This is a genomic window from Acidovorax sp. Root219 (assembly GCF_001428665.1).
Lineage (GTDB): Bacteria > Pseudomonadota > Gammaproteobacteria > Burkholderiales > Burkholderiaceae_C > Acidovorax.
Genome location: NZ_LMIJ01000027.1, coordinates 81,767 through 103,516 on the forward strand (window position 1 = coordinate 81,767; position 21,750 = coordinate 103,516).

22 protein-coding genes are annotated in these 21,750 nt (G+C 63.8%); 7 read left to right on the plus strand and 15 right to left on the minus strand.

What is annotated here, in order from left to right; translation table 11 throughout:
* Nucleotides 1–6: 6 nt before the first annotated feature.
* Nucleotides 7–963 (minus strand): succinylglutamate desuccinylase/aspartoacylase family protein, encoded by a 957-nt coding sequence (locus ASE28_RS24235; protein WP_057268796.1) that lies wholly within the window; start codon nt 961–963, stop codon nt 7–9.
* Nucleotides 964–970: 7 nt separating this feature from the next.
* The gene (locus ASE28_RS24240) at nt 971–1,975 is read right to left on the minus strand and encodes a tripartite tricarboxylate transporter substrate binding protein (protein WP_057268828.1); all 1,005 of its coding nucleotides are present in this window, start codon (nt 1,973–1,975) and stop codon (nt 971–973) included.
* Between the two features lie 125 nt (nt 1,976–2,100).
* Here ASE28_RS24240 and ASE28_RS24245 point away from each other — a divergent pair, with 125 nt between their 5' ends.
* Together ASE28_RS24245 and ASE28_RS24250 are read left to right on the plus strand one after the other, a co-directional pair.
* The gene (locus ASE28_RS24245; protein WP_057268829.1) at nt 2,101–2,961 is read left to right on the plus strand and encodes a MurR/RpiR family transcriptional regulator; all 861 of its coding nucleotides are present in this window, start codon (nt 2,101–2,103) and stop codon (nt 2,959–2,961) included.
* A 46-nt stretch (nt 2,962–3,007) separates the two neighbouring features.
* Nucleotides 3,008–3,649 carry a protocatechuate 3,4-dioxygenase gene (locus ASE28_RS24250; RefSeq protein WP_235516208.1) on the plus strand — a complete coding sequence of 214 codons (642 nt, stop codon included), beginning with the start codon at nt 3,008–3,010 and terminating at the stop codon, nt 3,647–3,649.
* A 309-nt stretch (nt 3,650–3,958) separates the two neighbouring features.
* On the opposite strand, the gene ASE28_RS24255 is transcribed toward ASE28_RS24250, so the two are convergent.
* Nucleotides 3,959–4,237 carry a hypothetical protein gene (locus tag ASE28_RS24255; protein ID WP_057268797.1) on the minus strand — a complete coding sequence of 93 codons (279 nt, stop codon included), beginning with the start codon at nt 4,235–4,237 and terminating at the stop codon, nt 3,959–3,961.
* Between the two features lie 968 nt (nt 4,238–5,205).
* Between ASE28_RS24255 and istA the strand changes: the two genes are divergently transcribed.
* Both istA and istB read left to right on the plus strand, forming a co-directional pair.
* Complete coding sequence (gene istA / locus ASE28_RS24265) at nt 5,206–6,738, plus strand: IS21 family transposase (RefSeq protein WP_057268831.1); 1,533 nt, start codon at nt 5,206–5,208, stop codon at nt 6,736–6,738.
* Nucleotides 6,731–7,627: an IS21-like element helper ATPase IstB gene (gene istB / locus ASE28_RS24270; RefSeq protein ID WP_057268799.1), complete on the plus strand. Its 897-nt coding sequence runs from the start codon at nt 6,731–6,733 to the stop codon at nt 7,625–7,627. The genes istA and istB overlap by 8 nt, the downstream gene beginning before the upstream one ends.
* A 17-nt stretch (nt 7,628–7,644) precedes the next feature.
* On the opposite strand, the gene ASE28_RS24275 is transcribed toward istB, so the two are convergent.
* From ASE28_RS24275 to guaB, 10 genes are all read right to left on the minus strand, one after another.
* Nucleotides 7,645–8,250: a hypothetical protein gene (locus ASE28_RS24275; protein WP_157422108.1), complete on the minus strand. Its 606-nt coding sequence runs from the start codon at nt 8,248–8,250 to the stop codon at nt 7,645–7,647.
* Nucleotides 8,251–8,332: 82 nt separating this feature from the next.
* Nucleotides 8,333–8,803, minus strand: a complete 471-nt coding sequence (locus ASE28_RS24280) for a hypothetical protein (RefSeq protein WP_057268801.1) — start codon at nt 8,801–8,803, stop codon at nt 8,333–8,335.
* A 364-nt stretch (nt 8,804–9,167) separates the two neighbouring features.
* Nucleotides 9,168–10,556, minus strand: a complete 1,389-nt coding sequence (locus ASE28_RS24285; protein ID WP_057268802.1) for a DNA-processing protein DprA — start codon at nt 10,554–10,556, stop codon at nt 9,168–9,170.
* Nucleotides 10,553–12,631: a RecQ family ATP-dependent DNA helicase gene (locus tag ASE28_RS24290; RefSeq protein WP_057268803.1), complete on the minus strand. Its 2,079-nt coding sequence runs from the start codon at nt 12,629–12,631 to the stop codon at nt 10,553–10,555. Before ASE28_RS24290 ends, ASE28_RS24285 begins: the two co-directional genes overlap by 4 nt.
* Before the next feature lie 280 nt (nt 12,632–12,911).
* Complete coding sequence (locus ASE28_RS24295; protein ID WP_057268804.1) at nt 12,912–14,018, minus strand: XRE family transcriptional regulator; 1,107 nt, start codon at nt 14,016–14,018, stop codon at nt 12,912–12,914.
* A 10-nt stretch (nt 14,019–14,028) separates the two neighbouring features.
* Entirely contained in the window at nt 14,029–14,727 is a 699-nt protein-coding gene (locus tag ASE28_RS24300; RefSeq protein ID WP_057268832.1) for a hypothetical protein, read from the minus strand.
* A 392-nt stretch (nt 14,728–15,119) separates the two neighbouring features.
* On the minus strand, nt 15,120–16,739 hold the full coding sequence (gene guaA / locus ASE28_RS24305; protein ID WP_057268805.1) for a glutamine-hydrolyzing GMP synthase: 1,620 nt from the start codon (nt 16,737–16,739) through the stop codon (nt 15,120–15,122).
* Between the two features lie 57 nt (nt 16,740–16,796).
* Complete coding sequence (locus tag ASE28_RS24310) at nt 16,797–17,231, minus strand: type II toxin-antitoxin system VapC family toxin (RefSeq protein WP_057268806.1); 435 nt, start codon at nt 17,229–17,231, stop codon at nt 16,797–16,799.
* Nucleotides 17,228–17,500 carry a type II toxin-antitoxin system Phd/YefM family antitoxin gene (locus ASE28_RS24315; protein WP_057268807.1) on the minus strand — a complete coding sequence of 91 codons (273 nt, stop codon included), beginning with the start codon at nt 17,498–17,500 and terminating at the stop codon, nt 17,228–17,230. Before ASE28_RS24315 ends, ASE28_RS24310 begins: the two co-directional genes overlap by 4 nt.
* Nucleotides 17,501–17,609: 109 nt before the next feature.
* The gene (gene guaB / locus ASE28_RS24320; RefSeq protein ID WP_057268808.1) at nt 17,610–19,085 is read right to left on the minus strand and encodes an IMP dehydrogenase; all 1,476 of its coding nucleotides are present in this window, start codon (nt 19,083–19,085) and stop codon (nt 17,610–17,612) included.
* A 140-nt stretch (nt 19,086–19,225) separates the two neighbouring features.
* On the opposite strand from guaB, the gene ASE28_RS24325 reads away from it, so the two are divergent.
* Nucleotides 19,226–19,774 (plus strand): DUF4124 domain-containing protein, encoded by a 549-nt coding sequence (locus tag ASE28_RS24325; protein WP_057268809.1) that lies wholly within the window; start codon nt 19,226–19,228, stop codon nt 19,772–19,774.
* 60 nt (nt 19,775–19,834) lie between these two features.
* Here ASE28_RS24325 and ASE28_RS24330 read toward each other — a convergent pair whose 3' ends face one another.
* Together ASE28_RS24330 and ASE28_RS24335 are read right to left on the minus strand one after the other, a co-directional pair.
* A complete protein-coding gene (locus tag ASE28_RS24330; RefSeq protein ID WP_057268810.1) occupies nt 19,835–20,194 on the minus strand; it encodes an RnfH family protein in 360 nt (119 codons plus the stop codon).
* Complete coding sequence (locus ASE28_RS24335; protein WP_057268811.1) at nt 20,187–20,627, minus strand: type II toxin-antitoxin system RatA family toxin; 441 nt, start codon at nt 20,625–20,627, stop codon at nt 20,187–20,189. Before ASE28_RS24335 ends, ASE28_RS24330 begins: the two co-directional genes overlap by 8 nt.
* A 148-nt stretch (nt 20,628–20,775) precedes the next feature.
* Here ASE28_RS24335 and smpB point away from each other — a divergent pair, with 148 nt between their 5' ends.
* On the plus strand, nt 20,776–21,249 hold the full coding sequence (gene smpB / locus ASE28_RS24340) for an SsrA-binding protein SmpB (protein ID WP_057268812.1): 474 nt from the start codon (nt 20,776–20,778) through the stop codon (nt 21,247–21,249).
* A gap of 125 nt (nt 21,250–21,374) precedes the next feature.
* Nucleotides 21,375–21,743 carry a hypothetical protein gene (locus ASE28_RS24345; RefSeq protein WP_057268813.1) on the plus strand — a complete coding sequence of 123 codons (369 nt, stop codon included), beginning with the start codon at nt 21,375–21,377 and terminating at the stop codon, nt 21,741–21,743.
* The last annotated feature ends 7 nt before the right edge of the window (nt 21,744–21,750 follow it).

Here is a 21,750-nt window from a genome sequence, read left to right on the forward strand (position 1 = left end):
GGAGCTTCAGACCTGCACCGTGAGGTACACGCCCTCACGCCCCACCACCGGGTCGCGCGTGGGCATGAAGATGGTGCAGCCGTCGCAGGGCGAGCGGATCTCCTTGTCGACATCCACGGCGATCAGCTCGCCCTTGGCAAAGGTCTCGAAGCCGATGACCGGCCGCGTGAAGGCGAATTGCGGTGTCTGCACCAGGTGCACCTCCAGCAGCCGAAAGCGCCGCGCGGGCGCGCTGTCGGCGGGTGCAGGCAGGGCGTCGATGAGCCCGTGGTGCGCCAGAAAGCGCAGCGTGACGTCTGTGGCCAGGTCGGCTGCCGACTGGCTGAAATGCTGGCCGCACTCCACCACCACCGCGCCCCGGCTGTCGCTGGCCGGGTCGCCGTGGCGGGCATAGGACATCACCCCCGTGCCTGGTGCCGCGCCCGGTGGCATCACCAGGTGCACCAGCGGGTTGCCCACGGCCAGGGTCAATGCAGCATTGCGCGCGAACTCCGGGTACACCCAGAAGGGCTGCACCGGCGCGCGGGTGGAGTGGATGTCGAGAATGCTGTCGGCCGCAGCCAGCACCGGGCGCAGCTCGCGCGCGCGGCGCAGCTCGGGGCTTTGCTCAGCACCGTCCAGCATCTCGGGCAACCAGATGCGGTTGAGGTTGTGCACCAGTTGGCGGTTCTCGTAAGGCCGGTCGATGTCGAAGGCCTCGTAGGCCTCGACGTTCGCAAAGCCCACCGTGAGCGTGCCGACCTTCGGGCGCACGCCGGTATCGAGCAGGTGCGTGGCGGCCACCATGCCGCAGATCTCGTTGCCGTGCGTGAGCGCGTTGATCAGCACGTGCGGGCCGGGCCGGCCCGACTCGAAACGGTGTACGTAATCGATGCCGGTGTTGCCCTGGCGGTAGGCCGAGAGGTCGCGCGGCAGCACCTCCAGGGGCGAATCGTCGGGGGCGAAGGCGGCTTGCTGGGGCATGTGCAGCTTACTCACCGCGGATGCCCAGGCGCTTGACCAGGTCGCCATACACCGCCAGGCGCTCTCCCATCATCGCGGTGAACTGGGCGGACGACAGGGCCTCGGGCACCAGCGCGCCGCGTGTTTGCAGCGCTTCGATCATCGCGGGCTGCTCGGCCACCGAGCGCACGGCCTTGTACAGCGCGGCCAGCACCTCGGGCGGGGTCTTGGCGGGCGCGGCCAGGCCGATCCACGAGGTGGCGTTGACCACGGGGTAGTCCAACTCGGCAAACGTGGGCACATCGGGCAGCACCGACAGGCGCGTGGGCGCGGCCACGGCCAGCGCACGCAGCTTGCCGGCCTGAATCTGGGGCAGGAAGGGCGCGAGATTGTCCAGGCCGAACTGCACCTCATTGGCCATCAGCGCCGTGACCAGCGGGCCACCGCCCCGGTAGGGCACGTGCACCGCGTCGAGCTGCGCGGCGTTCTTGAACAACTCGGCATTGAGCTGGCCCATGCTGCCCGGCCCGGCGCTGCAGAAGTTGAGCTTGCCAGGGTTGGCCTTCACGTGCGCGATGAATTCCTTGAGGTTCTTCGCCGGCACGGCCGGGTTGACCACCAGCACGTTGGGCGTGCGCGCCAGCTGCGCGATGGAGGCAAAGTCCTTGATCGGGTCGTAGCCCACGTTGGCCTGTGTGAGCGGGTTGGCCAGGTGCGAGCTTTGCGAGGACACGACCAGCGTGTAGCCATCGGCCTTGGCGCGCGCCACCTGGGCGCTGGCGATAGAGCCGCCGGCACCGGCCCGGTTGTCGACCACCACCGAAGTGCCCAGCGCCTTGGCCAGCGGCTCGGCATAGAGCCGCGCGATCAGGTCCACCGAGCCGCCCGCAGGGAACGGCACCACTAGCGTCACCGGGCGGGAGGGAAAGGCCTGCGCATAGGCCGCAAAAGGCAATGCGGCAGCGGCGGCAGCAAGGCCTGCACCCAGGAGCTCGCGGCGGCGCAGGGTGGAGGCAGGGGATGTGGAGTTCATGGGCTTCCTGGGGTGGTAGAGCAGTGGCATGGATAAATTTGAAGATATTCTTGCAGTTTGATTTCAATTTTGCAACAACATATGCAAAATGGACATTCGCCAGATCTGCGCACAATCCCATGGCCATGAACCTGAACCAACGCATCGCCAGCTACGGCAAGAAGCTCACCAAGAGCGAGCAGCGCCTGGTCGCCGAGCTGCAGGCCCAGCACCCGCAGGGGCTGCTCGAATCGGCCACCCAGCTCGCGCGCAAGGTGAACACCAGCGCCTCCACCGTGGTGCGCCTGCTCGTCAAGCTGGGCTACGAAAGCTATGCCCAGGCGCAGATGGAAGCCCGCTCTGAGGTGACGGCCCTGCTTGCCACACCCGGCACGCGGGCCAGCGCCGTGATCGGCGACGACATCTCCATCCGCTCGTGCCTGGACAACGTGCTGCTGCACGACCAGCACAACCTGGCCACCACCTTCGCCGCGCTGGACGTGGCGGCCTTCGAGGCCACGGTGCGCCTGCTCACCCAGCGCAAGGCGCGCGTGCATGTGCTGGGCCAGCGCCACGGCGCCCCCATTGCCAGCCACCTGGCCCTGCACCTGAACCTGTGCCTGCCCGACGTGCGGTTGATGGCCGCGACCACCCCCCTGTTCGTGGAGGATGAAATGCTCTGGATCGGCGAGCACGACGTGCTGCTGGCCCCCACCTTCCGCCGCCACTCACTGGCCATCACGCGCGCCGCAAAATACTTCAAGGAGCAAGGCGCCCAGGTGGTGGTGATGACCGATGCGCCCACCGCGCCGCCCGTGGCCTCGGCGCACCAGGTGCTGCTGGTGCGCACCTCCAGCGCATCGCCGTTCGACTCTTACACCGCAGCCCTGTCGGTCTGCAACGCACTCATCATGGCCGTGGCCCAGCGCCGCAAGAAGGAACTGGGCGCGGCGCTGGAGCGCGGCGAGGCCCTATGGGCCAAGCACTGGAAGGAAAACCCGGGCTGACGGCACCTGTGCGGGAACTCGCGCCCCGCCCTGCGCTCACACGGCGATGCACACCACGCCAGCGCCCACCACCACCGCCCTGCCCCGGCGCACCGTCGCCGCGGCCCTGGTAGTCGCCCCTGCGCTCTGGCTGGGTGCCCGCGCGCAGCCTGCAGCGGCGCGCATCGCCACCCCATCGCAGACCGAGGGGCCTTTCTATCCCGTGCGCCTGCCCGACGATGCCGACCACGACCTGCTGCGCAACGGCCAGCTCAGCTACCGGGGCGGCCAACCGGCCTGGGTCGAGGGCACGGTGACCGACCTGGCCGGCAAGCCCGTGCGCGGCGCGCAGGTCGAGATCTGGCAGTGCGATGAACACGGCCACTACCACCACCCGGGTGACGGCGACAAGGCCGACGCGGCCTTCCAGGGCTTTGGCAAGGTCACCGTGGGGGGCGACGGCAGCTACCGCTTTCGCACCATCCGCCCCGTGCCCTACAGCGGGCGCACGCCTCACGTGCACTTCAAGGTGCGCCTGGCCCCGCGTGAGCTGCTGACCACGCAGCTCTACGTGGCCGGCGATGCAGGCAATGCGCGCGATTTTCTGTGGCGCAATCTGCCCGAGGCGGGGCGCGATGCGCTCACGGTGCCGTTCACGCGCGGTGCGGATGGGCTGCAGGCTCGCTTCCCCATCGTGGTGGCCGCCTGATACCGATTTGCCTTCAAACGTATAAAGTCGTTGACTCGCCTTGCCGTGCTAAAGCACTGTCCGCGGCTCCCCGCCTAGTTAACCGATTGAATGCAAATCCGTATGAGAGAGATGCTTCAGGCGCTACAGCACACGTGCAGCGCTAGCAGTGCCGAGGCAGGGGTCTTGGCGCCTCCCGCGATCAAGCCACCATGGCTCGCCGCACGACTTTCTGCTCCGCAGCCTGGGCGCCGGTGAAGGCCGGCGTTCCATAGTGCGCGCCCCAGGCGCATTAGGCGCTCGGTGTGCTGGACAGGGTCCACCCAACCCTCATGCGCCAGCGCCACCCGTTCTGGTACGCAGCGCAGCGCGTGCCTTCACTTCGGCATCACTTGCAACCTGTCCAGAGGCAATCTGCGCACGCGCCGTCTCGACTTTGGTGCGCAAAAACGCGTCGGACTCACGGGCCTGCCGTTGGCGCTCGATGAACTCGCGCATCAGTTCGCGCACCACCTGCGACGCCGGGCGGTGGCTGGCCTCGGCCTCTGCCATGAAGGCGTCGCGCAACTCCGGCTCCAGTTTCATGGTGAACACGGCTTCTTTGGACATGCCCGGCTCCGCAAACGTTGGTATCCATAAAGTATATACAACGTCAATACCAGCGTTCCACCTGTGACATTGCTTTGCCGATAGTGGGCCGACGCCAACAAGCAGCGCATCAACCTGAGCGGTTTTGCCACGCACGTGTATGGCAGTTCGCGCAATGCGTGGGTGAAGGCGAGCTACACGTTCTGCACCCGAGGCTGCGGGCTTGCAGGGTGATCGCCCAGAAGATCAGGCAGCACAATTTCTCGATTGTCATGAACTGGCGCAGCGCAATACGGGCCCATACCACCACCGACCCGCGCACTGGCCTCTAACCCCATACCCGAGCATCCGCTTCGGCGACTCCGGCTACGACAGGTATGCCGCCCCGCNCTCCAGGCTGGCGGCAGTGGTGAAGGTCGACAGCGTTGCCGGGTCGTCCAGCAGGCACAGGTGATTGGCCTTGCGCACCAGCGCCACACGCGTCCAGACCGGGGCCAACAAATGGCCGTATGGGAAGGCTTGGGTGTTGCCCCAGAACACCGCCAGTCCTGCCCCGGCCTCCGAGCGTTGCGGCTGGAACCAGAAGCTGCGGCGGCTGGAGGCTCTCGTGTCCGAAGCAACACCCTCGCCATCGCATTGCCCATTGGGGTAATTCACAGTGCCCACGTTCACGTCAACCGACGACCAACCCTCGCCCCGAATTGAAAGGCGCCAAAGGTCTCGCACGCCGCCACTGGCCGAGGCCTGGCACCGGTCCTGCTGCCATTCGCCGTCCGGCATCATGGCCAGCGGCGCACACCGCACCGCCACCGTGTTCACCGCAGCAGCGGCCACCACGCCAGAACCATTGCGCACCACGCAACCCGAGCCAACGGGGTGTTGGTGCCGATCCAATCTTGACCAGCTAAACCGCAAAGTGCCAATCCAATATTGACCAGGGTGTTCCACTGACCTGCTGAGAATTTCAGCAGGGATTCAAGGTGATCACCATGGACATGATTGGCAAGGTCAGGCGCATGAGGCTGCGCGACAAACTCTCTCTCAGCGAGATCGCAAAGCGCACGGGCCTGTCGCGCAACACGGTCAAGAAGTGGCTCAAGGCGCCGAGCGATGTTGTGCCGAAGTACGAGCGGGTGAAGCTCGATGGCAAGCTCACGGCGTTCGAGCCGGCCCTGCACCAGGCGCTCACGACCGACAGCCATCGTCCCAAGCAGGGACGGCGCAGCGGCCGAGCCTTGTTTGCTCAGATACAGGCCCAGGGATACCGCGGCGGGTACAGCGCCGTCACCGACTACATCCGTCGCTGGCGGGTAGAGTCGGCAGCCAGTCCGGCCAAGGCGTTCGTTCCGATGAGCTTCGAGCTGGGTGAGGCCTTCCAGTTCGACTGGAGCGTCGAAGCCATGGTCGTCGGCGGCGTGTTCTACAACGTGCAAGTGGCGCACCTGAAGCTGTGCGCCAGCCGGGCCTTCTGGCTGGTGGCCTATCCCAGCCAGGGCCACGAGATGCTGTTCGATGCCCACACTCGCTCGTTCCAGGCCCTGGGCGGCGTCACCCGGCGCGGCATCTACGACAACATGCGCACTGCCGTGGACAAGGTGCAACGCGGCAAGCAGCGCACGGTCAACGGGCGCTTCGCAGCCATGTGCAGTCACTACCTGTTCGACCCCGACTTCTGCAACGTCGCCTCCGGCTGGGAGAAGGGGGTGGTGGAAAAGAACGTGCAGGACAGCCGCAGGCGCATCTGGATCGAAGCCGCGACCCGTCGCTTCGGCTCGTTCATCGAACTCAATGCCTGGCTGAGCGAGCGGTGTCGTTCGGTGTGGAGCGACACCACGCATCCGATCCACCGACAGTTCACCGTGGCCGAGATGTGGGAGTTGGAGAAGCCTCACCTCATGTCCATGCCGGCCCCCTTCAACGGCTACGTCGAGCGGCTGGCCCGGGTCAGCAGCACCTGCCTGGTGGCCGCCGCGCGCAACCGTTACTCCGTGCCGTGCGAGTGGGCCGGCCACATCGTCAGCACCCGCGTCTATCCCGAACGAATCGATGTGGCGGCCGCGGACGCCGTCGTCGCGAGTCACGCCCGGCTGCCGGGCAGCGGCCAGACCAGCTACGACTGGCAGCACTACATCGAGTTGGTGCAGCGCAAGCCGGGCGCATTGCGCAACGGCACGCCGTTCCTGGACCTGCCGGCGCCGTTGCTGCGCTTGCGCCAGTCGCTGCTCAGGCACCCTGGAGGAGACCGGGTCATGGCACAGGTGCTGGCCGTGGTGCCGCAGGCTGGGCTGGATGCGGTGCTGGTGGCCGTCGAGTTGGTGCTCGAAGGCATGGCTCCCAGCGGCAGCATCAGCGTGGAGCACGTGCGCAACGTGCTGGCCCGCTTGAACAACCCGGCCACACCGGCACAGGCGCAGACGTCCTTGCGCCTCACCCAGGCGCCCAAGGCCGACACCGCGCGTTATGACCGGCTGCGCCCCACCCACCAAGATCATCTGGACGGACAGGAGGTCGGCCATGCGTGAGACCTCCATCAATGTACAGGCCCAACTGAAGGCGCTGCGGCTCAACGGCATGGCCACGGCCTGGGCCGACCTGACGGAGCAAGGCGGCGATACGACCCTGGCCGCATCACGATGGCTGGTGGAGCACCTGCTGCAGGCTGAAGATGCTGATCGGGCGATGCGCTCCATCGCCCACCAGATGAAGGCGGCACGCTTCCCGATGCACCGCGACCTGGCTGGGTTCGACTTCACCGTCGCGCAGGTCGACCGCGCGTTGATCCAGAAACTGGCGGACCTCTCGTTCACGCAGGATGCGCAGAACGTGGTGCTGGTCGGCGGCCCTGGCACTGGCAAGACCCACTTGGCCACGGCGCTGGGAATTGCCGGGCTCACTCGGCACGCCAAGCGAGTGCGGTTCTACTCCACGGTCGATCTGGTCAATGCCCTGGAGCATGAGAAGAGTCAGGGCCGTGCCGGACGCATCGCCATGAGTCTGGCGCGCATGGACCTGGTCGTGCTCGACGAGTTAGGTTACCTGCCCTTCAGCCAGGCCGGTGGTGCCTTGTTGTTCCACCTTCTGTCCAAGCTGTACGAGCACACCAGCGTGATGATCACCACCAACCTGACGTTCGCGGAGTGGTCCACGGTGTTCGGCGATGCCAAGATGACCACCGCGCTGCTGGACCGCCTGACCCATCACTGCCACATCATCGAGACCGGCAACGACTCCTACCGCTTCCGCCACAGCACGCACGAGGCCAAGGGGCGCATCAAGACCCGTGAGCAAACCAGGAAGGCAGCAGCGGCCCAGTTGAGCGAGGACTCGCAGGAGGGGCCCTCACCTGACGGCTCGGGAATACCAACTACCAGTTCAAAAAAAGGAGGACCTACCGAAGCATCCAACCTATAGTTATCCACAGCTGGCTTCTAATGGAACCAGCTCCAGCCCCTGGTCAATGTTCGACTGGCACTGCTGATCACGATTGCACTGGCGCTAACACCAACGGGGGCCATCTTCACCGTCACCGAGTAGCTTGCACCGTTCGCCAGCGGCCTGGCGAAGGTGAACGCACCGTCGGCAGCAACGGCAAGGTCTTCACCGCCCGCCGTGGTGAGCACCACGGCTTGGCCACCGGGCACGCCGCTCACCGTGCCACCCAGCGTGAAGCCGGCGCCTGCGCTCACACAGTCGACCCGTACGTTTGTGGGCATTGCCGCCAAGGTGCCCGTGCCCTGCCCAACGGTGCATTGCTGGCCAGCGGGCTGGGTCTTGACGGCCACGGCATAGGGTGCACCAGGCGCCACCGCGTGCGCGAACGCAAATGCGCCGTTGGCGCTGAGTGCCAGGTCATCACTACCGTTGTTCTGCAAGACCAGGGACTTGCCCTGCTCCAGGCCGGACAGCACCCCAGTTACAGAACCCAAGCCGCCGGAGGGATCGTCTCCACCTCCCCCGCCGCATGCCGCGAGCACACAGGCCGACAGGGCGCACAGCGCGGTGAGAGAAAGACGTGCAGGGGCGTGCTGGATCATGGGAGGCAGAGTGAAATGGATGAAGCGTTGTCTATCTGGGTGGGTGAAGGGCGAAACGGCGATACCGACCGCGTTCATTCACTCAGCAACGGTTCGCCGCGCGCAGCAAGGCGTTGCACGACGCGGGAGCGGGAGCAGGAGCAGCGCCACCCCCACCCTGCCCTGCCATGGCCGTGCAGATCGCATCCGACTGCGGAGTCTGGCCGAACGTCATCGCCTTCGTGAACTGCGAGGGCGAATACATGTAGCAGGAATAGCTGGCGCCCTCGCGCGTGCGAACGCGGTAGTTGATGCGGCCGTTGCTGCCTTCTTCCTTCTGCTGGTCGCTGATGGTGAAGGTGCCGACTTCGCGGCCAATGGCTTGCGACGTGCGCTGCTCGATGCCTTGCTGCGTGACGGTAGTGCCGCAGCCGCACAGTACCAGGAGGGATGCGGCGCAAGCAGAGGAAATTCGCGGAAAGGTCACGGGCATGATGTGGGAGGTAGAGATGGAGAATGGGCAGTTGCATTGCGCACTGCCCTGCGCGAGCGAGAGCAACACGGTCCAGGCCATTGTGGAAGCGCATCGCGGGCTCGGGAACCCTACTGAGGTATGGTTGCGTCGGTGGTTAGCATCCGTGCTGGAGATGTGCAAGCGGCTGCTTGTGTGCCTTGGTCGAACCCGTGCTTCGAAAGCCAGTGCCCGATCGATACCTTGTCTGACGTGTGCCTCTGACACCTCGCCCGCTCACAGTCGTGCGCGAAGTTAAGGACACGCAAAAGAGCTTGCTGCTGCGCGAAATATCAGCCCATTTCTTCGGCCCGCGCGTGGCCGCACGATCGCGTGTGGGCTTGGCGCCTTCAAGCCGGAGGCCGACGACGTGCGCGAAGCCCCTGGAGCGTGTTGGTGGCCGACCAACTGACCGCCGACGCTATCCCTACTCGAAAAGGCGAGACCGCTTGACGCTGTAGCCCGATGGCTTCGTCTGCTTCTCGATCATGCCTTCGTCGATAAGACGCTTCAACCACGCCTTCGCCTGAACGGTGGACACGTCTAGAGCAGCAGCAACCTCGGTGTCCTTCTTCGGTGACACCAACAACAGTTGGATCACGCCTCGGACAGTCGCGAACAGCGTATCCGCGGGTGTCGAGAGCGGTGTCACCATTGGGTCGGTTGCTTCGGAGGTGGCCTCAGGTGCCGGCGCGGCCGAGAGGATGGGCCCTGGCGTGAGTTCAATCCGTTCGTCGACGGGTGCACCGGCGGATGGCGGCACCCGCGCCGCCTCTATCGCTGGTGTTGTCTCGGGGAGCGAAGGCGCAACGCATGACGGACCGTCTTCGGAAGACAGTGCAAGGCCTGACTGCGGAGACGGCATCTGGGTGGGCGTAGCGGCCTCGAACACAGCTTCGAAAGCATCGATGTCTTGTGGGTTCGGCCAGATGAGCCCCCCCTTACTGCGCAGGGCGTCTAGTCCGGGAGACGAATCTCCCGGCGATCGAACGTACACGGGCACAAACGTGAGCTTTTCAAGCTGCTCGACGGCACCATTCCAGGTGCCGCCCTTGTTCAGATCGGAGCTGACAACCAGGGATGCATCGGAAAGCGCATAGATCAGCTTGTTACGCTGCATGGCGTTGCCGACGTTGAACCCTGCACTCGGGTCGTAGGGCGAAATCAGAACCAATTGACCATCGAGCAGCAGATTGCGGTGCTCGCGGTTCATAGTAGTCTTTTCGAGACTATCCGCGAGCACGCCACTGACCTTGCCGCCTGCTCCGAGCGCACCGCGCATGGCGGCCTGATCGATGCCCTTGGCGCCGCCCGATACGACCGTCCTCCCAGCCTGAGCCGCCAACCGACCCACCGCCATTGTGTAATCGATCAACGCGTCGTCCACATGGCGAGAGCCGACCACGGCGAGACCGCCTGACTCCAGTAAGGCCATGTCTCCACAGCCATAGATTACCGCCGGGGCGTCTTCGCGCAGGCGCACTTTCAGGCGGCGGGGGTACACGGCATCCGCGCGGCTGACTACCCAAATAGCGCGCGCTTGCCAGCGTTCGACGACTTGGCTCAGAAGAAAGCCTCGCCCCAGGAGGCGCTGCAGTCGAGCCTCATCGATCACAGGTTGGCAGGCTCGCATGAGATCAGACGAATCGGGTGACACGAAATCCGCGGGCTGGCGTTGCATCTCCCGCAGGTGACGGGCAAGGCGCTTGTATTCGCCAGGCGACAACAGGTCCGAGGAAGATGGGCCGCGTCCAACAATCAGCGGTGCCGTGAGCAGCAGGATCGCCTGGGTGTTGGGGGAAAGGGCGGGCGTCATTCGTCGTGTCCTGTTTGGGAGAGCGCCATGGGGTAGACCTCACCGCTACCGCTCTTGCGCAGTAGCCACGCGGCCACGGTCAACGTCCAGCGTGAGTCCACCATGTCATCGACAAGGATCACTGGCCCGGAGGGCACCTGCTGATCGTTGAGTGCCAGCGAGCCGTCAATGTTGCGTGCCTGCTGTGTGCTGTTTGCCATTGTTTTCTGTTCAGGCCTGTCGTCAGTTTTCTCGATGACCTTATGAAACGGCAAGCCCAGAGCTGCGGCCAAGCGATTCGCAAAGTTGAGGACGAGGTCGGGATGACGCAGCGAGGGCACACAGGTCACCCAGGTCGGGTTGGGCTGGGGGGACCATTCGCGAACCATCTTCGCGCACGCCCCAACTAGGTCGTCGGCAAACTTGCCATCGTGGTACTTGCCTCGCCGGACCAAGCCGCCCCACCCAGCGTCACCCCAGACGCAAAGGGCTTTGCCGGGCTGCGCTTGATGCCCAGACGCTATCAAGCCCTTGACGCCATACTGAGGCATGCCCCCATCAGGCCACTTCCTGCGGGGTTCGATGGGTAGGCTGGTTCGACGTAGGAATGCAATGGCTTCCCGAACCAGCGCCTCATCCACATCAGTTGGCAATGGAGGCAGCACAGGCCGAATGATGGTGCTGGGATTGCCGTCGAGCGCGTGGATCAAAAAGCCCATGTGATCACCAAATGGCAGATTGACATAGTCCTTCATTTGTTGATGCTCGTCACGCCGCAAGGCGGTGAGTCGCTCGGCACGCGCCCAGAAGCCCTCGCTCAGTGTTGCGGCCGTAAGCTGCCACTTAGTGCCTTGTTTGGCGATGGGCGCTGGTGCCTCGAGGGAAAGCAGCGCAATCGTCTTGTCGACGCGGCCCTTACTCAGGTTGACACGACTAAGCAGTTCGGGGACGGACAGGCCGTTCTCTTCTTCCTCCAATGCGCCCAAGACTTCGGCGACTTCTTGCCGGGTCGGGAACGCGCTTCGGATGAACCAGTCGGTGATGTCCGACTCTTCTTGGCCGCTGAGCAGTACGCCGTAGGCGGAGTCAAGTGCACGCCCTGCACGGCCCACTTGCTGGTAATAGGCGACAACCGAGCCCGGCATCTGGTAGTGGATGACGAAAGCAAGATCGGGCTTGTCGTAGCCCATGCCTAGCGCCGTCGTCGCAACTAGTGCCTTGACCCTATTGTTGAGCAGCGCCTGTTCTAGCGCTTCCCGCCGGTCGCCTGTTTCGCCGGTGTAGGCCTCGACGTTGAAGCCGCGGGTCTTGAGCCAGTCGGCTACCTGGTTGGCGTCGCGCACAGTGAGCGTGTAGATGATGCCGTGGCCTTGCAGCACAGCCATTTGCTGCGCCAACCAAGCCAAGCGCTCGGCTTGGCTGGGCAAGCGGATCGTTTGCAGGGAAAGCGAGGTCCGATTCAAGTCGCCACGCGAAACGTCCAGTTTCGGACCGAGCACAGCAGCAAGATCCTCCATCACGCGGTTGTTCGCTGTTGCCGTCGTAGCGAGGAGCCGCAGGTTGGGCGGCAGCGTCTTGACAATCCGCTCCAGCAGCCGGTAGTGAGGCCGGAAGTCGTGGCCCCAGTCGGAGATGCAGTGCGCCTCGTCAATGACCAGCATCGAAATCTGGGCGGCGATGCTTGCCAGAACCTGCGTGCGGAAGCGCTCGTTTGCCAGGCGCTCGGGTGAGATCAAGAGGATGTCGACTTCGCCCCGATTGAGCTTGGCCTCGACTTGGGTCCATTCGTCGACGTTATCGGAGTTGATTGTGACGGCGCGAACTCCCATGCGCTCTGCCGCAGCTACCTGGTTGCGCATCAACGCGAGCAACGGGGAGATCAGCAGTGCGGGACCGCTGCCCCCTTCGCGCAGCAGCTTCGTCGCGATGAAATAGACGAAGCTCTTCCCCCACCCGGTCTTCTGAACGACGAGAAGGCGGCCTCGCCCGTCCACAATGTGCCCGATCGCGTTTTCTTGACCCTCACGGAACGTGGCGTTCGAACTGCCAGAGCCGATCCGGAGTAACTCCAGTGCGCGTTGCGGGTTGTAAGTCATATCAATGATTTTCAATCTTCTCGGCTGTCCAGACACACACTTGCCCCTCAAAGGTCAGCGACATTTTGCAGTCTCGAACCTTCAGCCACAACTCGCACAAGGCGTCTACCTTGAGGGCAACCTGTGACTCTAGAGAGGCTCCGTGACGCCGGCCAGAGGTTGGTTTGGAAGCGTCTAGGTTGTTCAACTAAATTTTTTACTTTCGACACCACGCGCCTAACAGCGGTGGTGGCGCTGAAGCTGGCAAGCGGGACGCGGACGCAGCGCGACTCGGATTCGCCTAAACCAGGCGCAAACTTGGAACGACTCTCGATGTTGGCTCCATCTCGGCAGTTCCCGCAATCACCGACAACTTGGTTAGTTGGAAGGTAAGCGCATTGATCTCATCAACGCTGAGACTCAGACTCTCCGCAATTTCACGGCGTCCCTGCTTGCGGCTATGCAGGATGTCAAGTACCTTAGTCAGCAACTGCGAAGTCTCTCTCTCCATCGGTTCCGGCTCGTTCGTGCGGTATCCGCTCTTGGCAATCTCGATACACAGGCTTCGGTAGTTCCACTCACTAACCAGCCCCAAAGAGTTGAACCGATAAGCCAGAGCAGCCAGCGATACCCCCCAATAGTGCTTTAGCTTCATCAGGTACTTAATGGTGTACACCGGCGGCTGGTTGGCCACCACGCTTTCCTTCGGCATGAGAAACGCCGAGGCGAACGCATCAGCCTGCCGCTCCATCTCCGGTGCATGCGCCAAGCCGTGTTGCATTGTGTGGGTGTCTCTCACCAGGTGGCCCAGTTCGTGAGCAGCATCGAAGCGGCTGCGCTCAGCTGACTTGACAGTATTGAGGAAGATGAATGGCTTGCCTTCGTGCCAGGTACAGAAGGCGTCCACCTCACGCGTCTCCTCCGCCAGGGAAAAGACCCGAATACCTTTGGACTCCAGCAGATGGACCATATTGGGGATCGGGGCATTACCCAAGCCCCACAACCTACGCAGCGTCGCAGCAGCCTCCTCGGGAGCCAGATCGCCGAGGTCAGGCAGATCAGCCTGAGGCAGGCTGAAACGAACTTCAATCCATTGGTTGACCTTGAAGGCGATCGCGCCAGCAGCAAATGCGCACGCCTTCATAGCATCCGTCATTTTTGAGAGCTTACGGAAACTCACTGCATGCTCCCTGATCTCCGGCATATCTTCTTCAATGAAAAAAAACTGCTGAGGGAATTTCAGCAGTTTCGCGATACGGGCCAGAAGTTCAAGGTCAGGAGCAGATGCTCCAGTCTCGTAGTTTTGCAGGCTACGGCTGGTCACACCAAGCTCCTTGGCTAACTGCGCCTTGGTCAGGCGCCTTCTCACCCTGGCAAACGTGATCTGCTTGGGGTTGATTTCGGACATAGTCAACTATTCAAAACGTACCCGTCCTCGGCTCAACCTCCACCGTGGCAGGCGCGTTGGGCTCGTCCTTTCGGATGGTGAAGTCAGCCGGGTTGTTCGGGATGCTGCCCAAGATAAGGCGAACACCCCACTCCGTGATCTTCTTGTTGTCAAAACCCGTGGGCAGCGACAGCTCGAAACGGACCTCGTTCAGCACCTTGTCGTAGTGATACAGCAGCGCCCAGACCTGAGTCTCTTTCTGCTTCTCTTTGGCGAGGTTGAATGAGTCGCGGTTGAAGAGCTCCAACTGACTGTTCTGCTGAACAAAGTTTTCAGCCACAGCCCCCTTCTCAGCTTGGTTCGTGGGGTCTTCGAAGCCGTTCTTCCCCGTCTCGTTGCTCCCGGTCATCACGACAATGGAGATAGAGCGGTCTGGCGAACTGATGAAAGGACAGTTCTGCTGCTCGTGGATATGCCACCGAAGCGCAGCCAACAACGTTCTCAGATCCTCAACGGTCTTCAGCCACTGCTGCACACCAGCAGCTGTCGGAGCCGATGCTCGGGTTACATCATTGCGCCCGCCCAAGCCGCCTTTGATGGCATCGTGAAAGAGAGTAGCCTTCAAGTCTGGATTAAGCTCCTGAAGCCGTACTTGCACTAGCACCGGATCATCGATGATCGCGGCCCGGCGAATAAAGGCATTGGGGGCTGTTAGCTCAAATTTTCGCACGAAGTGTCCTTTGATTTTCCGCAAATTCTACCTCAAGTTGAGGTGAATAAAGCGGAAATTCAAAGTGCAGGGATCTTCTATCAGTCAACATGACAGAGAGACGCTCACCAACGAGGTTCCGCTGTTAGCCCACAAGAACTAAGCACCCCCCTCATTGACTCCTGTCACCCAATGCAGTTGGCCGAAAGTGCCCATGCATCGCCCGGAAGCGATCGGCGACACATGGGCCGAGAACAATCATCCAATTGACCAGCAACGCAGCGGAAGCGAATTTCGTCGACCACCGGACGCTCCACTACATGCGCGCTTGATTTCATGCCACTGGAGGCGCGACTCTGGTCACGCAATCAACAAGTTAGGTTGAGGGTTCCATGCTCTCCGATAAGGTCCCCTCACTCCCACTCAATCGTCGCCGGCGGCTTGCTGCTCACGTCGTACGTCACGCGGTTGATGCCCCGCACTTCGTTGATGATGCGCCCCGACACCTTCTTGAGAAGCGCATACGGCAGCTCGGCCCAGTCGGCAGTCATGAAGTCGCTGGTCTGCACGGCGCGCAGGGCGACCACGTAGTCGTAGGTGCGGCCATCGCCCATCACGCCCACGCTCTTGACCGGCAGGAAGACGGTGAAGGCCTGGCTGGTGAGGTCGTACCAGTTCTTGCCGGTGGCTTCGTCGACGTGGTTGCGCAGTTCTTCGATGAAGATGGCGTCGGCGCGGCGCAGCAGGTCGGCGTACTCTTTCTTCACCTCGCCCAGAATGCGCACGCCCAGGCCGGGGCCGGGGAAGGGGTGGCGGTAGACCATTTCGGGCGGCAGGCCCAGGGCCACGCCGAGCTCGCGCACTTCGTCCTTGAACAAATCGCGCAGGGGCTCCAGCAGTTTCAGGCCCAGCTGTTCGGGCAGGCCGCCCACGTTGTGGTGGCTCTTGATGGTGACGGCCTTCTTGCTCTTGGCGCCGCCGGATTCGATGACGTCGGGGTAGATGGTGCCTTGGGCCAGGAAGGTGGCGCCTTTGTGGCCGCCGTCGCCGGCCTTGAGCTTGGCGGCTTCGGCCTTGAACACGTCGACGAACAGGCCGCCAATGATCTTGCGCTTGGCTTCGGGCTCGCTCACGCCGGCCAGCTTGCCCAGGAACATGTCGCTCGCGTCTACGCGGATGACCTTGGCCTGCAGCTTGCCGACGAACATGTCCATGACCATGTCGCCTTCGTTCAGGCGCAGCAGGCCGTGGTCGACGAACACGCAGGTGAGCTGGTCGCCGATGGCGCGGTGAATAAGCGCTGCGGCCACGGACGAGTCGACGCCGCCGGAGAGGCCGAGGATCACTTCTTCATTGCCCACCTGCTGGCGGATAAGTTCCACAGCTTCGGCAATGTGGTCGCGCATGACCCAGTCGGGGCTGGTGCCGCAGATGCCGAGCACGAAGCGGTCGAGCAGCGCCCTGCCCTGCACGGTGTGCGTGACTTCGGGGTGGAATTGCAGGGCGTAGAAGCGGCGCTCTTCGTCGGCCATGCCGGCGATGGGGCAGCTGTCGGTGCTGGCCATGAGCTTGAAGCCCGGGGGCAGCTCGGTGACCTTGTCGCCGTGGCTCATCCACACGTTGAGCATGCCGTGGCCTTCGGGGGTGGTGAAGTCGGCAATGTCCTTGAGCAGTGCGGTGTGGCCGCGGGCGCGCACTGCCGCAAAGCCGAATTCCCGCTTGTGACCGCCCTCGACCTTGCCGCCCAGCTGGTGGGCCATGGTCTGCATGCCGTAGCAGATGCCGAGCACGGGCAGGCCGAGCGTAAACACGGCTTCGGGCGCCTTGTCGGTGGTGTCTTCGTACACGCTGGCGTGGCTGCCGGAGAGGATGATGCCCTTGAGCGAGCCGTCCTTGGCGTAGTCGCGCACCCACTCGTCCGTCACGTCGCAGGGGTGCACTTCGCAGTACACGTTGGCTTCGCGCACGCGGCGGGCGATGAGCTGGGTGACTTGCGAGCCGAAATCGAGGATGAGGATTTTCTGGTGTTGCATGGCGGTGGGTGGCGTCGAGGGGATGAAAAAGAAACGGGGCTGATCGAGGGGCTGCGGTCAGAGGGTGGACAGGTCCAGCAGTTGCACGCCACTACGCTTTGCGGCTGCGGCCTGCGCGGCATCGAACGTGGCAAGGGGCAGGCGCAGGGAGCGGGCGAGCCACAGGTAGGCGGCGTCGAAGGTGGGCAGGCCGGTGTCGAGCGCCACGTCGAGCACGGCTTTGTGCTGGGCGGGGGCCAGTTCGTGCAACTCCACGCGGTGGCGTATGGCTTCGAGCACGCCCCACAGGCCTTCGACCGATGCGGGCGGTATGCGGCCGCTGTGCACGCCGCTGCTGATGAGGTTGCTGCACTCCCACTGCCAGAGGTTGGGGGCCTGGGGCTCGACCTCGTCGCGGCGGATCAGGGTGTACAGGCGGCGCGTGTGCTCGCTGGCGGCGTCGGGCAGCAGCCAGGCGGCGGTGACGGAGGCGTCGAGGACGAAGGCGGTCATGCTGCTGCGGCCCTGCCCTTGCGGCGCAAGGTGTCGGGGGCGGCGGTAGTGGCGGCCTCGCTTGCGGGGCGGATGCTCGCGTGCAGGGCATCCATCTGGCCCAGCTCGCGGGCGATCTGCTCGTCGGTGATGACGGGGCGGCGGCGCACGGGCAGCAGGCGCACCACCTCTTTGCCGTGGCGGGTGATGCGCACCTCTTCACCCTGCTCGACCAACTCGATCAGGGCGGAGAACCTGCTCTTGGCTTCGTAGATACCGACGGACTGCATGGATGCGCGGACTCCAAAAAGAAAAAGTCTGGCCTGAATGGTGAATTCAGACCAGACTATATCATTCTGACCAGATATTTTCAATCAGGCCAGATTGCATCCACAACGATCAATCAGCGCGGTAGTTGGGCGCTTCCTTGGTGATCTGCACGTCGTGCACGTGGCTTTCGCGGATGCCGGCGGTGGTGATCTCGACGAACTCGGCCTTGTTGTTCATGTCGTCAATGGTGGCGCAACCGCAGTAGCCCATGGCGGCACGCACGCCACCCGCCATCTGGAACACGATGGAGACCATGGAGCCCTTGTAGGGCACGCGGCCTTCGATGCCTTCGGGCACGAGCTTGTCGGCGTTGGGGTTGCCGGTGGTCGACTCCTGGAAGTAGCGGTCGGCACTGCCCTGCTGCATGGCGCCGATGCTGCCCATGCCGCGGTAGCTCTTGTAGCTGCGGCCCTGGAACAGGATGACTTCGCCGGGTGCCTCTTCGGTGCCTGCGAACATGCCGCCCATCATGATGGTGCTGGCGCCTGCGGCGAGGGCCTTGGCGATGTCGCCGCTGTAGCGCACGCCGCCGTCCGCGATCAGCGGCACGCCGGTGCCCTGGAGGGCGGTGGCCACGCTGTCGATGGCCATGATCTGGGGCACGCCCACACCGGCGACGATGCGCGTGGTGCAGATGGAGCCGGGGCCAATGCCGACCTTGACCGCGTCGGCACCGGCCTCGACCAATGCCAGCGCTGCGGCGCCGGTGGCGATGTTGCCGCCGATGACGTCGATCTGCGGGTAGTTCTGCTTGACCCAGCGCACGCGCTCGATCACGCCGCGGCTGTGGCCGTGGGCGGTGTCGACCACGATGGCGTCGACACCGGCGCGCACCAGCGCTTCGACACGCTCTTCGGTGCCTTCGCCTACCCCTACCGCCGCGCCCACGCGCAGGCGGCCGGCGCTGTCGCGCGCGGCGTTGGGGAAGCTGGTCTGCTTGGTGATGTCCTTGACGGTGATCACGCCCTTGAGCTCGAAGTCGTCGTTGACGACCAGGATGCGCTCGAGCTTGAACTTGTTGAGCAGCGCCTTGGCTTCGGCCGGCGTGGTGCCGTCCTTTTCATTGACGGTGACCAGCTTTTCGCGAGGGGTCATGATCTGGTGGACCTTGACGTCGTAGCGCGTTTCAAAGCGCAGGTCGCGGCCGGTGACGATGCCCACCACCTTGCCGCCGTCGCACACCGGGAAGCCGGAGATGCCCAGTTGCTCGGACAGCTGCAGCACCTGCAGCACGGTGTGCTCGGGGGTGATGACCACGGGGTCGCGCAGCACGCCGGATTCGTAGCGCTTGACCTTGGCCACCTGGGCGGCCTGCTCTTGCGCCGTGAGGTTCTTGTGCACGATGCCGATGCCGCCCTCCTGGGCAATGGCAATGGCCAGGCGTGCTTCGGTCACGGTGTCCATGGCGGCGGACACGAGAGGCAGGTTCAGCTGGATGTTACGGGAGAGTTTCGTCGCGAGGGACGTGTCCTTGGGCAGGACCTGGGAGTACGCTGGCACCAGCAACACATCGTCGAAGGTGAGCGCTTTTCCAAGAAGGCGCATGAGAAGGCTCCAAAAGACGGATTGTACCCGCGTCCGTGCGACACTGCAGGGCGCGGGCGCCCTGCCTGGGCGTCGCCGCAGCGCACCCGGTGGTCCGGGCGCACTGGCGGCGGACTTGTTGCACGGCTAAACTTGTCTGCATGAAATTGCACAAGATTGTTTTACTGGCCGTCGCCTGCACTTGGGCCCTGGGTGCTGCCGCGCAATGGCAGTGGATCGACAAGGACGGCCGCAAGGTCTTCAGCGACCGCCCGCCGCCGCAGGACATTCCGGAAAAGAACATGCTCAAGCAGCCGAGCTTTGGGGCACCGCGCGTGACCACGCCGGCCAGCGCACCGGCCGCTGCAGCCGCACAGGCACCGGCCGGCGCCACGGCGGCGGCCCCTGGCGCAGCCGCCGCCCCCGCAGCAGCGGCCAGCGCCGCCAGCGGCAAGGACAAGGAGTTGGAGAAGCGCAAGGCCGAAGCCGAGGCCGCCGAAGCCGCCAAGAAGAAGGCCGAAGAAGACAAGGTGGCCAAGGCCAAGGCAGAAAACTGTGCCCGCGCCAAAGCATCCAAGACCATGTTCGAGTCGGGCACACCGCTCAGGCAGACCAATGCCCAGGGCGAGCGCATCTTCCTCGACGAGGCCCAGCGCAATGCCGAGGTCAAGCGCATAGACGCGGTGATTGCCTCCGACTGCAAGCGCTGAGCCCGCCAAAAGCCCATTCGTGGCAAAAAAACGGCGCCTTGGGCGCCGTTTTTGTTTCATTTAGTATCCTGATTTGCCGCCCGGCCGCTGCCGGGCAAAGAGGCCGGTGGCGCGTGCACCCTGGCGCGCAAAGCGCTCGCGGCGCGCCACCTTGGGGTCGACCTTCAGGCCCCGGTACAGCTCCACCCGATCCTGGTCCTTGAGCACGGTGGTCTCGGGCTGCACCCGGCCCCAGATGCCGCACACCATGCCCTCGCGCTGCGCAGCCATGGGCCCGGCGGCCTGCAGGGCGTCGACCAGGGTGCTGCCGGGGGGCAACTGCACCGTGCATTCGCTTACCTGCCGGGGCGCCAGCGAGACCACTACGGTGATTTGCAGGGCTGCCGCAGCCGCCGGTGCGGCACCTGCGCCATCAGCCATACACCTGCTCCGCGCGCTTCACGAAGGCGTCGACCATGCTGCCCGCGATGCGGTCGAACACGGGGCCCACCAGCGCGGCCAGGGCGGCGTTGTCAAAGCCGTAGTTCAGGCCCAGCTCGACCTTGCAGGCGCGCTGGCTGCCGTCGCCCACGGGGTGAAAGTGCCAATCGCCGTCGAGCTGCGAGAACGGGCCCTTGACCAGGCGCATCTGCACGCGCCGGCCTGCCTCGTGCGTGTTGCGGGTGACAAAGGTCTTGTGGATGCCGCCAAAGGCAATGCCCACCTCGGCCGTCATGCCCTCGTCCGACTTCTCCAGCACGGTGGCACTGTCGCACCAGGGCAGGAACTCGGGGTATTTTTCGACCCCCGTGACCAGGGCGAACATTTCTTCGGGGCTGTACCAGATGAGGACGGACTTGTTGACGGTTTTCATGCAGGAAAAGGGCTTTGGCCACGATCGTCGCCACATGCGGTGGCATGGGCCAAAGAAGATCGAGGACACACCCTAAAATGACAGGTGCGAGACACAAGCATTGTAGGGAGGCCTTTTATCTCCTCGTTTGCGCCTCAATTAATAACTCATGGCCAAGAAACCCGATCCAACCGCCCGCATTGCCGATAACAAGAAGGCGGCCTACAACTATTTCTTCGAAGAACGCCACGAGGCAGGCATGGTCCTGTACGGCTGGGAAGTGAAGGCGCTGCGCGAAGGCAAGGTGCAGCTGACCGACGGCTACGTGCTGATCCGCGATGGCGAGCTGTTCTTGCTGGGCTGCCAGATCAACCCGCTCAAGACCGCTTCGACCCACGTGAGCCCCGATGCCATACGCACCAAGAAGCTGCTGCTCAAGAAGGATGACATCAAGCACCTGATCATCAAGGTGGAGCAAAAGGGCTACACGCTGGTGCCGCTGAACCTGCACTGGAAGAACGGCTACGTGAAGTGCGAGGTCGCCCTGGCCAAGGGCAAGGCCGAGCACGACAAGCGCGACACCATCAAGGACCGCGAAGGCAAGCGCGAGGTGGAACGTGCGATGAAAAGTCGCAACCGCTGACGCCTGGCGGGCAGGCTCAACTTTTTTCATGCGCGGTGGAATAAACCACTGCGCCCCGGTGTTTGTGGAGGTGCAAGGCGGCATTTGCCGGTGCCTGCAACCCCCTTCTTCCACTTGGAGAAACCATGAAAAAGACCCTGTTGTCCATCGCCGCGTTCGTTGCCATTGCCGGCTGCTCCACCATGGCCGCCGATGGCCCCGTGAAAACCATGGACGGCGTGCTCGTGGGTGCCGGCGGCATGACGCTATACACCTTTGACCGCGACACCGCCGGCAGCGGCAAGTCGGTGTGCAACGGCCCCTGCGCCACCAACTGGCCGCCGCTGATGGCCGACAAAGCCCCTGGCAGCGACTACAGCGTGGTCACCCGTGACGACGGCAAGATGCAACTGGCCTACAAGGGCAAGCCGCTGTACTACTGGGTCAAGGATGCCAAGCCCGGCGACAAGACGGGCGACGGCGTGAACCAGGTGTGGCGCACGGCACGCCCCTGATCGCTAC